The 12,445-nt window shown below is 57.6% G+C and carries 9 protein-coding genes and 1 riboswitch; of the genes, 4 read left to right on the top strand and 5 right to left on the bottom strand.

Annotated elements, in window-relative coordinates; all coding sequences use genetic code 11:
- Window positions 1–293 precede the first annotated feature (293 nt).
- Together QZX60_RS00310 and QZX60_RS00305 are read left to right on the top strand one after the other, a co-directional pair.
- Window positions 294–1,652, top strand: a complete 1,359-nt coding sequence (locus tag QZX60_RS00310) for a PocR ligand-binding domain-containing protein (protein WP_295360060.1) — start codon at window positions 294–296, stop codon at window positions 1,650–1,652.
- Window positions 1,653–1,680: 28 nt separating this feature from the next.
- Entirely contained in the window at window positions 1,681–2,745 is a 1,065-nt protein-coding gene (locus QZX60_RS00305) for a response regulator (RefSeq protein WP_295360058.1), read from the top strand.
- Between the two features lie 52 nt (window positions 2,746–2,797).
- Here the strand turns inward: QZX60_RS00305 and QZX60_RS00300 are convergent, their stop codons facing one another.
- The 3 genes from QZX60_RS00300 to QZX60_RS00290 are packed head-to-tail and all read right to left on the bottom strand — an operon-like array spanning window position 2,798 to window position 5,804.
- Complete coding sequence (locus QZX60_RS00300) at window positions 2,798–3,775, bottom strand: acyl-CoA dehydratase activase (RefSeq protein WP_295360055.1); 978 nt, start codon at window positions 3,773–3,775, stop codon at window positions 2,798–2,800.
- Entirely contained in the window at window positions 3,772–4,857 is a 1,086-nt protein-coding gene (locus QZX60_RS00295; protein ID WP_295360052.1) for a 2-hydroxyacyl-CoA dehydratase, read from the bottom strand. Before QZX60_RS00295 ends, QZX60_RS00300 begins: the two co-directional genes overlap by 4 nt.
- Window positions 4,854–5,804, bottom strand: coding sequence for an acyl-CoA dehydratase activase-related protein (locus tag QZX60_RS00290; RefSeq protein ID WP_295360050.1), 951 nt, complete (start codon window positions 5,802–5,804; stop codon window positions 4,854–4,856). The genes QZX60_RS00295 and QZX60_RS00290 overlap by 4 nt, the downstream gene beginning before the upstream one ends.
- 366 nt (window positions 5,805–6,170) lie before the next feature.
- Window positions 6,171–6,270: riboswitch (THF riboswitch) on the top strand.
- Window positions 6,271–6,323: 53 nt separating this feature from the next.
- Here QZX60_RS00290 and QZX60_RS00285 point away from each other — a divergent pair.
- Complete coding sequence (locus QZX60_RS00285) at window positions 6,324–6,839, top strand: folate family ECF transporter S component (RefSeq protein WP_295360047.1); 516 nt, start codon at window positions 6,324–6,326, stop codon at window positions 6,837–6,839.
- Between the two features lie 68 nt (window positions 6,840–6,907).
- On the top strand, window positions 6,908–7,495 hold the full coding sequence (locus QZX60_RS00280; protein WP_295360045.1) for an NUDIX hydrolase: 588 nt from the start codon (window positions 6,908–6,910) through the stop codon (window positions 7,493–7,495).
- Between the two features lie 71 nt (window positions 7,496–7,566).
- Here the strand turns inward: QZX60_RS00280 and ileS are convergent, their stop codons facing one another.
- Both ileS and QZX60_RS00270 read right to left on the bottom strand, forming a co-directional pair.
- Complete coding sequence (ileS, locus tag QZX60_RS00275) at window positions 7,567–10,695, bottom strand: isoleucine--tRNA ligase (RefSeq protein ID WP_295360042.1); 3,129 nt, start codon at window positions 10,693–10,695, stop codon at window positions 7,567–7,569.
- Window positions 10,696–11,016: 321 nt separating this feature from the next.
- Window positions 11,017–12,417 carry an MATE family efflux transporter gene (locus tag QZX60_RS00270; RefSeq protein ID WP_295360039.1) on the bottom strand — a complete coding sequence of 467 codons (1,401 nt, stop codon included), beginning with the start codon at window positions 12,415–12,417 and terminating at the stop codon, window positions 11,017–11,019.
- Window positions 12,418–12,445: the final 28 nt, after the last annotated feature.

The following is a 12,445-nucleotide window of genomic DNA, read 5'->3' as shown; positions in this document are numbered from 1 at the left end:
AGCTATTATAATGCGGCCGGCCTTCAAAATCAAGTTATTGTTGTGTGCAAATTTAAATACCACAATATCTGGTTGTATTGTAAACGAGTAACGGCGCGCCATCGCACAGATTCAGCCGTATTTTTTTTAATTTTTTTAACAAGCAAGTAAGATTTTGCCAAAAAATGTCTAAAAATTATCCCATTTGGCCGAACTATGTTATAATGAGAGTGTGACATCATTGATAACGCATACACAAATAGACTAAACAAAAAACACACACAAATACACACATCAATTTGAGGATAGTAGCCATGCTGAAATCATTGAATTTGAAGCCGGACATGCCGGACAACACAGACGATACAATAGAAGACGACCAGCCGCTGAAACGGCTGAAAACTTTGACAAGCGACGAGGCGGATGCCGCGCCCCTCGAGATTCAGGACGTCTTCGATATGGAGCTGCTCCAGCGCATTCAGGACGCCTTTTCAGAAGCGACCGGCGTCGCGGCGATCTTCGTCGACCGCAACGGCGACCCGGTACTGAAATACAGCAACTTCACGCCCTTCTGCACCGCGATCCGCACGATCCCGGAATTTTACAAGCACTGCACCAATTCCGACGACATGGGCGGCCGCAACGCCAACCGCGTCCAGCGGCCGAAAATCTACACCTGTCACGGCGGCCTCGTCGATATGGCCGTGCCGATTCAGGTGCGCGGCGAATACCTCGGTGCGATTCTCGCCGGCCAGGTCCGCATTCCCCCAGAAGAAGCGGCGCAGCTGCCGATGGGCGTGCCGGGCTGTCTGACGGATTTCTCCGACTACCCGGAATTTCTCGAGCTTCGCAAACACGTGCCCCACTCGACCCTGGGGCGGGTCAAGGCCGCCGCTGAGTTGATGTACACCATCGCCAATTACCTCGCGGAGCTGTCCGCTTCCCGAATGACCCAGGAAAAGCTCAGAAAAGCCAACGAACAGCTGATGATGGAAATCCACCGAAGAAGTGAGGCGGAATCGGCTCTCAGAGACGCCGACCTGCGCGCCTTGAAGGCCCAGATCAACCCGCACTTCTTTTTCAACGTGCTCAACACCATCGGCCGCCTGGCCATGATCGAGGGCGCGACCCAGACTCAGGAAATGGTCTACCATTTCTCCGACCTGCTGCGCTACACGCTGCAGACCGGCGAGAACGACTTCGTCCGCCTCGAGGACGAGCTGAACAACGCGCGCAACTTCCTGCACATCCAGAAGGTGCGCCAGGGCGACCACCTGAACTACGTGTTCGACTGTGACGAATCGCTCAACGAAGCCTTCTGCCCGTTCATGGTCGTCCAGCCCTTCATCGAAAACAGCATCAAATACGTCGTCGAGGCGCGCAAGGTGCCGTCGACGATCACCGTCAAAACCGAATCCGACGGCCACGATCTGCTGATCCACATCATCGACGACGGCGACGGCATCCCTGACGAAAAAATCGACGCCCTGCTCAACGAAGAGTTCCGCACCGACGAAAGCAAAAAGGGCATGGGCATCGGCGTGCAGAACGTCAACAAGCGCCTGCGCTACTACTACGGCAGGGGTTACGGCATCACCTACGTCAAGGGGCTCGCCCAGGGCACCCACGTGATCATCCGGATTCCCAACAAAACCCTGCCGGGATCCATGTAAGTTAACGGAAAAGAGAAAGAGGGAAAGTATGTATAAAGTATATATTGTAGAAGACGAACACTTAGAAAGAAGAGCCCTGCAGATGATCATCAACGGTCAGGCGCCCAACGTGAAAATCGTCGGCACCGCCGCGTCGGGCAAGGACGCCCTGAAGGGCATCGAGGAAACCGACCCCCAGATCATCCTGATGGACATCAACATCCCGGAAATCAACGGCATCGAAGTGCTGCGCCGGGTCAAAAAGGCCGACCCTGAAAAAAAGGTCATCCTGATCACCGCCTTCAACGAATTCGACTTCGCCCACCAGGCGATCAAGGCCAAGGTCGACGACCTGCTGCTCAAGCCGATCCGGCCGGAACAGCTCATCGCCGCGATCAATCAGGCGATCGAAGGGCTGCAGGCCAACACCCGCAGCAACATCGACGAAAAGATGAGCGAAATTATCTACGCGGTGGTGCACAAGAAATACGCCCAGTGCCGCAAGGCGGTGCAGACCTATCTGGACCTGCTCTACGACCACTACGGTTTCGACCTGATCTCGATTCAGAAAGAAGTGCAGATCCTGATGAAGGAACTGCAGACCGTCGCCGACGACAACGGCGGCTACGAAATCGTCTCGCCGCTGAAAAGCACCAGCGGCCACAAACATTTCGCCCGCCAGTTCCAAAACCGCTACAACCTGCGGGTCGAAATCATGAAAGTCATCGGCAAGATCTTCGATCACATGAAGACCAACCCGGACCGGAAGAGCTCCATCGAGGACATCCTCAACTACATTGACCGCAACGCCGCCAACGACATTTCCCTGGAACAGGTCGGCGAGTACGCCAACATGAGCTCCTACTACCTCTCGAAAATCTTTAAGAAGGAAACGGGCATGAATTTCGTGACTTACCTGACTCAGCAGAAGATTCAGATCGCCAAGGACATGCTGATCAACACGGACACGCCGATCATCAACATCGCCCTTGACCTGTCCTACCACGAACCCAATTATTTCAGCAAGGTCTTCAAGAAAAACGTCGGCATCACACCGACGGCCTTCCGCCGCAAATACCGCAACACCAGTGTCGCAGTGGAAACGGCTGAATAAATCCCACGCAAAAAGCCGACGGACCAAAAGTCCGCCGGCTTTTTTTGGTGCCCTAAGCCTGGCTCCCCTGTGCCTGACGCACCGTGATTTCGCCGTTTTCGCAGCGGTTGCCCCAGCTGTCGATGAGCTTGCCGTCGCGGTAGACGCAGATGATTTCGCAGCGGTTCGGGCAGCGGCCGCAGATGACCTCCCGGGTCACGAAGGCGATGTCCTCGATGTCGAAGTCGAAGTCCGCCCGGGCTTCGCCGCCCCGGGCGAGAATCGCCGCGCCGATGGCGCCCATCAAATGGCCGTTTTCATCGACGATGACCGGCTCCCCGAGGGCCTTTTCAAAGGCCTTGACGACGCCGATGTTCTTCGACACGCCGCCCTGGAAGACGATGGGCTCGCGGATGCGCTTGCCCTTGCCGACGTTGTTCAAATAATTGCCGACGACGGCCTGGCAGAGCCCGGCGACGATGTCCTCCTTCGTGTGGCCGACCTGAATCTTGTGGACCAGGTCGGATTCGGCGAAGACGGTACATCGCGCCGCGATGTGGGTCGGGTGGGCCGACTTCAGCGCCACCTCGCCCATATCCTCTACCGGAATGCCGAGACGGCGCGACTGGGATGACAGAAAAGCGCCGGTCCCCGCCGCACACAGCGTGTTCATCGCGTAGTCGATGGCGATGCCGTTTTCTAACAGGATGATTTTCGAATCCTGTCCGCCGATCTCGAGGATCGTGCGCACGTCCGGGTGGAACGTCGTCGTGCCCACGGCGTGGGCCGTGATTTCGTTCTTGACGACCGTCGCGCCGAGCACCGCACCGACGAGCTTGCGGGCCGAGCCCGTGGTGCCCGTCGCCCGAATCTGGAAACGGTCGTGGTCGAACTGGCCGTCGAGTTCGGCGATCAGCCGCTTGACCGCGCCGATCGGGTCGCCCTCGGTCCAGATGTAGGCCGAGGCCAGAATGTGGTTGTCCCCGTCGATGACGACGCCCTTCGTGGAAATGGAGCCGACGTCAACGCCGAGATACGCTTCTTGTCTCATTGTATCACCTTCTTTCGCATGGCTATCATATCGTAAAAGGCCTCGAGCCGGGTCATCAGCCCCGCCGTGGCCGTCTGGGTATCGTAGGTCAAAAACAGCACTGGGATTTTGTAGTCCTCGGAAATGTTGCGGATCACCGGCATGATCTCGATTTCCGGCGTGCAGCCGGCGGACTTGACGTGGATGATCCCGTCGAAGCCGTCTTCGGCGTATTTCTTTGCCTTCCAGATGTTGGCCGTCGAGGTCGGCCCCATTTCGTACTGGCAGTATTCCTTGATGCGCACGTGGAGGTTCTTTTCTCCGGGGTAATCGAGGTTGCGGTGGGAGACGTTCATCCACCGGTGCACCTCGACGCCCATGTCCGCGAGGACCTGTTCAAGGTCCAGATTGGAGAAGGCGTCCATCACCGTGAAGTACTCGCCGATGAGCCCGACCTTCAGCGCGTTCGGGCCCTTGTCGATCGGCAGGCGTTCAAAGGTCTGCAGGCAGTTTTCGTAGCCCGCCTCGATGTCCCTGCGGGTTTTTGCGGTGCGCATGTCGCGGTAGAAACGCTTCAGCGCGGCCTTGAAGCTGCCGGGCTCGGTCTCAAAGCCGCAGTTCATGTAGTACTGACACTCCACCTCGTCGATGTATTTGACCATATCGAGGGCGGCACGCAGCGCCCCCATCGCCTTGGCCGGGCGCACGTGGGGGCAGATCGCCTTGACGGCCTTCAGGTAATCCTTCGGCCGGCCCGTCGTGTACTCGGCGAAATTGACGTAGTCGAAATCGTAGCCCTGCTCCCTGAGAATCGATTCGGCCAGCTCGCCGTAATAGCCGAGGCGGCAGTAACCCATCGTCATGATCAGCACCTCGGCGCCGGCCTCTAAGGCCTCGATCATCGAGCCGAGAATCGTCTTGAACGGCGTACAGACCATATCCGGCGAGAGCTTTTCGCCGAGGGCCATCGTCCGCCTGGTCATAGCCGGCTGCATGATGTAGGTCTGGCCCAGCCCCTGCTCGATGAAATACCGCACCGCGTCGTTGTAGTGGGCGATCATTGGGAACGCGATCTTGTGCTTGTCCTTTTTGTCCGCTTTCATCCTTTCGCCGCCTTTCCAGTCCGCCGCATCGAGAGAATGTCGATAAAGGATTCCAGCCGGGTTTCAAGCCCGGCGGTGCCGCTCTGGGCGTCCATCGTCAGGTTCACAATGGGCACGCCGCTGTCCCTGAATTTGCGCACCAGCATGTCGTTGACCATCGAATCCAGCGCACAGGGGTAGACACTCATCAGGATGATCCCGTCGACGTCGTCTAGGTGCATCGCCAGCGACCCGGCGATTTCTCGGGACACCTCCCATTTCATCGTCGGGCTCAGACGCTTGGTCACCTTCCGCGCCTCCCGGCGGTCCACCGCGTAGGCCGGAATGGCCGTCACGCCCATTTCGCTCAAATAATCGAGCACGGGCCTGCCGTAATAATCGTCGTCCATCACGTAGGGGTGGGCGCCGACCGCGATCTTCAGGCCGTCACTTTTGTACAATTGATCCGCCGCGGCGGCCGCGGCCTCGTCGGCGGCGCGCTGGGCCGCGAGGGCCCGCTTGTAGGCCCGCTTCGCTTCCTTTTTCGAATAGCCCAGTGATCTGCCCATCTGCACCATGCCGTCCCGTTCGTCGATGCCGCCCTGGACGGAAATGTTGCAGGACAAGATATCGATGTGCCGGTCTCTGAAAATATTGGCCGCGATGTCGGGCAGCCCCTCAAAGGTCGTGCACATGACCCGGCGGATGCCGAAATCGACGATCCGCGGGATGAAAATCCGGTCGCAGCGGCCGATCAGCGTCTCGACGTGCCCGAGGTACACCTTCAGCGACAGACACATTTCATCTGACGCAGCGGCGAGGCCCTTTTCGGCGACGGCGCGGTTGGTCTCGCCCGACACGACGGTGTCGATGCCCAGGGCGTCGAAATAGGTCCGCCACAGCACCGCGTATCGGTGGTAAAGCAGCGCCCGCGGCAAACCGACGGTCAATTTCGATCGTGTTGCCATCCGTTCACTTCCTCTCTTTTTTTGATCGTATTTTTAATCGTAATCCAAATCGTTAAGCTTTCTAAAAAAACCACCGATGATTTTATCACAATTCAGGCATAAAAAAAAGATACGGTCTGGCCGTATCTTTGTTCCCCCTCTGCGGTACACCGATTGTCTTTCGATGTACACGCTTGTCCGGCGCTCAATCCTCTCCTAATTGATTTACGCGTCACGGACTACAATCTATCTCCAATTGTGGTTATATTATAACATATCATTTTCCATTAGACTACACTTTTTCACAATTTTAACGGATTTTTAAAATTTTGTGGCCGCCCCTTGCCATCGCCGCCCGGGACCGATATAATAGAAAAAAATTGATGAAGCAGAGTAGGATCGGACGCGTCAAGTGCCGGCTGAACGGGGAGTTGTCAGCTGGACGAAAAGCGATAAGCTTACGGTGTCCCTTCCGCATCCCGTTGCTACTTCCGAGATGATCTCCTTTGTAGCGAAGGACCTGCTGCAAAGGAGGTTTTTATGTCATCAATGCACACGAGGCGGATCGTCGCGTCGGCGCTTTTTGTCGCCCTCGCCACCATCCTGTCCTTCTTTTCGATCACGGTCACCAATACCCTCGAGATCCGGTTTAACAGCATGGCCATCGCGGCCGCCGGCATCCTACTCGGGCCAGGACTTGGGATGGCCGTCGGCGCCCTGTCCGATATTCTCGGCTACATGGTCCACCCGGCCGGCGCGTTCTTCCCGGGATTCACGGTCAGCTACGCCCTCGTCGGCCTGATTTTCGGGCTGATCGTGCACAAGCGGCCGTCGACGGTCAAGGTGCTCATCGCCCAGGCGGTCGTCACCGTCGCCATCGACATGCTGCTCAACACCTTCTGGCTCGCGATGCTGTACGGCAACGCCTTCATGGCGATTTTCACTGCCCGGCTCGTCAAAAACATCGTGCTCTACCCACTGTACGCGGTGCTGCTCTGCGTCATCGCCGGACCGGTGCGCCAGCGCTCCGCCCAGTTTTTGACCAAATTAAACTAATTGCAAATTGAATTTAAACGAACCATTTGCCGCCTCAACCGGGCGGCTTTTGTTTTAAAAGGAGAATCATGAGTCACAATAAACCCAATACCCAGCCCAATTTGAAATGGGAGTTACTGAAGACCGAACACCTCGTTCAGGACGAGTGGATCGACTTCCGCCGCCTGACCTACCGCATGCCCGACGGCAGCGTTTTTACGCCCTACTACAATTACAGTCGGCGCAACTACGTCGTCATCGTCGCCTCAGACGAGGCCGGGCGCTTCCTCTGCGTCCGCCAGTACCGCCAGGGCATCGGTGAAGTCACCACTGAATTCCCGGCCGGCGGCATCGAAAAGGCCAAGGACGCCGACGACGTCTCCGAGGACGCGGCCCTCACCGCGGCCAAGCGGGAGCTCCAGGAGGAGACGGGTTACACCTCGGACGACTGGCACCACCTGCTGACCATCCCGTCGGACGCGACGATTTCCGACAATTACGCCCACATCTACCGGGCCAAAAACTGCCGGCGCGTCTCGGGGCAGGACCTCGACGAGACCGAGTTTTTAAACGCCGCGCTATTGTCCAAGGACGAAATCGAAAACTTGATTCAAACCGGCGGCTTCCAGCAGGCCGTCCACGTCATGGCCTGGCTTCTCGCCGAACGGCAGGCTTAAAGACACGCATCAAAAAATCCCTGAGCTTTAAAAACTCAGGGATTTTTTGCGTTTGATTGATTTTATTAAGCTTATACCCGTTCGACAGTGAGCTTCACGGCGTGGCCGTTGAGATCCTGTTCTTCTTCGGCAGCGCCGGCCTTCAGGTCTTCAGCCAGAGTTTCCTTCTTGATGAAGTCCGCGTTGGCTTCGATGGCCTGAGCCGCTTCAGCGTCGGCTTCGTAGGTGATGACGATGTGGTCGGTCACTTCGAAATCGTGGTTCTTGCGCATCTGCTGCACCTTAGAGACGCATTCCCGGGCGATCCCTTCGGCGATCAATGTGTCGGTCAGGGTCATGTCGAGAATGACGAAGTGTTCGCCGTCGGTCTGGACGTCGAAGCCGTCCTTCGCGGCGATGCGCACGTCGACCATTTCCGGCGTTACGTCGATGGTTTCCCCTTCGACTTCGACCGGATAAGCCTTGCCGGCGGAGGTGGCGGCGACGAGGGCCGCGGCGTCGACGGTGGCCATGGCCTTGCCGAGGAGCTTGACCTTTGATCCGAGGATCGGGCCGGCGACCTTGAAGTTCGGCTTGACGGTAAAGTTCAGGAAGGACTGGAGGTCGTCTTCAAAATCGACGAGCTTGACGTTGAGCTCTTCCTTCAAAAGTTCGGTCAGATCGCCGAGGACGGTCTTGTATTCGCCGTCGATGATGACCTTGGTCAGCGGCTGGCGGACCTTGATCTTCGCGTCTTCTCTGGCGGAGCGGCCGAGGGAGACCAGATCGCGCACCAAATCCATCGGCTTTTCGACGTCGTCAGAAATCAGGCTTTCGTCCGCCACTGGATAAGCGGCCAGGTGGACGGAGTCGGCGCCGGTCAGATCGCCGTACATTTCTTCGCTGATAAACGGGGCGAACGGCGCGCACAGGCGGCACAACCCTTCGAGGACTTCATAGGTGGTGCGGTAGACGGCCTTCTTGTCGTCGTCCATGCCCGATTTCCAGAAGCGGCGGCGGTTGCGGCGGATGTACCAGTTGGACAGGTCGTCATTGACGAAATTCTGAATCAGGTGGACCACCGTGTTGTGGTTGTACTGATCCATCGCTTCGGTGACGTTTTTAACCAATCGGTTGTATTTGCTTAAGATCCAGCGGTCGATGACCGGACGGTCCGCCGGGGCGATGTCGAATTCGCTCGTGGCGATGGCGTCGGCGTCGATGCCGTCGGTGTTGGCGTACAGCGCGAAGAAGGCGTAGGTGTTCTTCAGCGTGTTGAAGAATTTGTTGCGCACTTCCTGCAGCCCCGATTCGTCGAAGCGGGTCGGCGTCCAGGCCGGGCTGACGTACATCAGATACCAGCGCAGCGCGTCGGCGCCGTATTTGTCGAACAATTCAAAGGGGTTGACAGTGTTGCCGCGGCTCTTGGACATCTTCTGACCGTTGGCGTCGAGAACCAGGTCGTTGACCAGCACGTTCTTGTACGGCGACTTGCCGGTGAGGAAGGTCGAAATGGCCAGCAGCGAGTAGAACCAGCCGCGGGTCTGGTCGATCCCTTCGCAAATGAAGTCCGCCGGGAACTGATCTTCCCATTTTTCTTTGTTTTCGAAAGGATAATGCTGCTGCGCGAAGGGCATGGAGCCGGAATCGAACCAGACGTCGATGACGTCGGGCACGCGGGACATACGGCCGCCGCATTTCGGACAGGTCAGGTGCACGTCGTCGACGTAGGGGCGGTGCAGCTCGATGGTGTCATCGATGTCTTCGATGGCCCGTTCCGCCAATTCCTTCCGGCTGCCGACGGAGGTGGTGCAGCCGCAGTCCGGGTCGTCGCAGCGCCAGATGTTCAGCGGGGTCCCCCAATAACGGCTTCTGGACAGCGCCCAGTCGTTTAAGTTTTCGAGCCAGTTGCCGAAGCGCTTTTCGCCGACAAAGGGCGGGAACCATTTGACACCGTTGTTGTTGTCGATGAGCTGATCCTTCAGCTTGGTGATTTCGATGTACCAGCTCGGCTTCGCGTAATAGACCAGCGGAGTCTTGCAGCGCCAGCAGTGCGGGTAGTTGTGGGTGACCTTTTCTTTCTTGAACAGGACGTCGTGTTCCTTGAGCCATTTGATGATTTCGATGTCGAGGCCTTCTTCCATGACGAAATGGCCCTTCCACGGCGTCGCCGTGTATTTGCCGTCGAGGCCGACCGGCTGGAGCACCGGCAGGTTGTAGCGGCGGCCGACCTGGTAGTCGTCTTCACCGAAGGCCGGCGCGATGTGAACGACCCCGGTCCCATCGTCGGTGGTGACGTAATCGGCGCAGGTGACGAAATAGCCCTTGCCTCTGGCCGGACGGACGAAGGGCATGATCGGTTCGTATTCGACGTATTCGAGGTCCTTGCCCTTCATGCGTTCGAGAACTTCGTAATCGTCGCCGAGGAGCTTGTCCGCGAGGACTTCCGCGCAGATGAACACGGTGCCGCGGCTCTTGGCCTTGATGTAATCCGCTTCCGGATTGACGCAGAGGGCGATGTTCGCGGCGAGGGTCCACGGCGTCGTCGTCCAGACGAGGAAGTATTCGTCCGCGTCCTTGCGCTTGAAGGCGACGGTGACGGTGTTGGTCTTGATTTCCTGATAGCCCTGGGCGACTTCGTGGGACGCCAGGCCGGTGCCGCAGCGCGGGCAGTAAGGCAGAATCTTGTGACCTTCGTAGATCAGGCCCTTTTTGTAAAACTGGTCGAGAATCCACCATTCGGTTTCGATATAATTGTTATCGAGGGTGATGTACGGGTGATCCAGATCGATGAAATAGCCCATGCGCTTGGTCAGTTCGCGCCACTGCGCTTCGTAGGTGAAGACGGATTCGCGGCATTTCTTGTTGAACTTCGCGATACCGTAGTCTTCGATTTCGGGCTTGTTGTGGATGCCCAGCTGTTTTTCCACTTCGATTTCGACAGGCAGGCCGTGGGTGTCCCAGCCGGCCTTGCGCAGCACGCGGTGGCCCTTCATCGTCTGGTACTTGCAGACGGAATCCTTCAGAGTCCGGGCGAGGACGTGGTGAATCCCCGGCTTGCCGTTGGCCGTTGGCGGCCCTTCAAAGAATACAAAATTGCTGTCGTCAGCGTGTGCTTCAATCGTTTTGTTTAAGATGTCTTCTTCTTCCCATTTGGAAGCGATTTGGGTTTCGACTTCCTTCACAGGAGCCTTGGACAATTCAGAAAACTTTCGCGCCATATTTCCTCCTCAAATGCAATACAAATATAAAAAAGTCCCTTTTTGATTTTTCAAAAAGGGACGATAATCCATGATTACCGCGGAACCACCCGCATTGGCCGCGCTGCGGCCCGCTTCATTTTAAGGTTAACGGCTTCCCGGGCCGCCCTACTCCGTTCAGGCTGCCAGCTCCGAAGTGATCCGCGTTCTGATGTGCCGGCGGCTTTTCAGCTCAAGGAGCCGCCTCTCTGGTTGACACAGGGTTCAAAACACCGTCTTCATCAACGCCTTTGACTATGATTTTGTATTGTATCATTTTTTTATAAAATTGCAAGGGCGAATTTACACGGTTTTCCCGGATTCGGCCGCCATTTGGTCGAGCTCCCTGAAATTTTCCCGCATCAGGATCACCGAAAGGCCAAAGGCCAGCGCGTCGGCGATCGGCCCGGCGAAGAGCACGCCGTCGATACCGAAGAGCCTGGGCAGAAAGACGAGCAGCGGCATCAGGAAGAAACCCTGTCTGGCGACGGACAAGGTGATGCCCTTGGAGACGCTGCCGATGTTCGCAAAATAGTTCACCGTCATCGGCTGCACCCCGTAGACGAAAATCATGAACATGTAGATACGCAGGTATTTTTCGGCGAATTCGAAATACGCGGCGCTGCCGGAGCTGAACAGGCCCGCGATCTGCCGCGGGAAGAGCTGGAAGGCCGCAAAGGCGATGCAGCTGACAATCACCGCGGCGCGCACCGCCGTCATGTAGGCCGCCTTAACCCGCGGGTAGTTCTTTGCCCCCATGTTGAAGCTGACCACCGGCTGACAGCCCTGGGCCAGCCCGACGGCGAAGGCCGCGAGAATGACGTTGAGCTTGGAGACCACGCCGGCCACCGCCAGCGGAATGTCGCTGCCGTAGGGCGAAAGGGCGCCGTAGCGGGTCAGCTGGTTGTTGAGCACGATGTTGACCAGCACCATGATCATGTGATTGATGAAGTTCGCGGTGCCGAGCTTGGTGATCTGCGCCGCGGTATCGGTCCGGTACTGCACCGACGACAGATTGAATTTGATGCATTTAAACCGCGGGTAATAGCTCACGCAGAGCAGAAAGGACACGGCCTGCCCGATGACTGTGGCCAGCGCTGCCCCGCGGATGCCGAGGTGCAGCACAAACATGAAAATGTAATCGAGGAGTACGTTGAGCAGTGCCCCGCTCACCGAAGCGACCATCGCCGCGTTGGGACTGCCGTCGGCACGCATGATGCTGGCGCCGGCATTGGCGAACATCATCATCGGCAGGCCGAAGGCCGTGTACTTCAGGTAGACGCTGGCGTAGGGCATGACGGTTTTCGTCGTGCCGCAGAGGATCAATATCGGCTGCTTGAGCCCGACGATCGTCGTGAAGATGAGCGCCCCGGCGAGGATCAGCATGAAGGTGCCCGTCCCGACGACGCGCGCCGCCTCGTCGCGCTTGTCCGCGCCGACGGCCATCGTGTAAGCCGCGGCACTGCCGTTGCCGATGAGCAGGGCGAAGGCCGTCGTCAGTGTCACCACTGGAAAGGAGGCGCTGGTCGCGGCGTTGCCGACGAGGCCGACGACGTGGCCAATGAAGGCCTGGTCCGTGATGTTGTAGGCCGCCGACACGAGCATGCTGATGATCGACGGCACGGCGTATTTCGCAATCAGCGGCATCAGCGGCGCGCTGTACAGCGGATTGCCTGTAATTTCCGAATCGTGAACCCCTTTCATCTCTCTTCCCCCTTGCTCTAAATCCCGT

The organism is uncultured Pseudoramibacter sp. (assembly GCF_903789625.1).
In the GTDB taxonomy this organism is placed as follows: Bacteria; Bacillota; Clostridia; order Eubacteriales; family Eubacteriaceae; genus Pseudoramibacter; species Pseudoramibacter fermentans.
The sequence above is the reverse complement of the archived record's forward strand: the minus strand, read 5'-3'. Positions and strand labels throughout refer to the sequence as shown.

Coding starts and splice junctions, on each gene's coding strand:
- QZX60_RS00300 (WP_295360055.1), bottom strand. CDS start 3,775: ATGAGACAAGAAGCGTATCTCGGCGTTGACGTCGGCTCCATTTCCACG.
- ileS (WP_295360042.1), bottom strand. CDS start 10,695: ATGGCGCGAAAGTTTTCTGAATTGTCCAAGGCTCCTGTGAAGGAAGTC.
- QZX60_RS00305 (WP_295360058.1), top strand. CDS start 1,681: ATGTATAAAGTATATATTGTAGAAGACGAACACTTAGAAAGAAGAGCC.
- QZX60_RS00270 (WP_295360039.1), bottom strand. CDS start 12,417: ATGAAAGGGGTTCACGATTCGGAAATTACAGGCAATCCGCTGTACAGC.
- QZX60_RS00290 (WP_295360050.1), bottom strand. CDS start 5,804: ATGGCAACACGATCGAAATTGACCGTCGGTTTGCCGCGGGCGCTGCTT.
- QZX60_RS00285 (WP_295360047.1), top strand. CDS start 6,324: ATGTCATCAATGCACACGAGGCGGATCGTCGCGTCGGCGCTTTTTGTC.
- QZX60_RS00280 (WP_295360045.1), top strand. CDS start 6,908: ATGAGTCACAATAAACCCAATACCCAGCCCAATTTGAAATGGGAGTTA.
- QZX60_RS00295 (WP_295360052.1), bottom strand. CDS start 4,857: ATGAAAGCGGACAAAAAGGACAAGCACAAGATCGCGTTCCCAATGATC.
- QZX60_RS00310 (WP_295360060.1), top strand. CDS start 294: ATGCTGAAATCATTGAATTTGAAGCCGGACATGCCGGACAACACAGAC.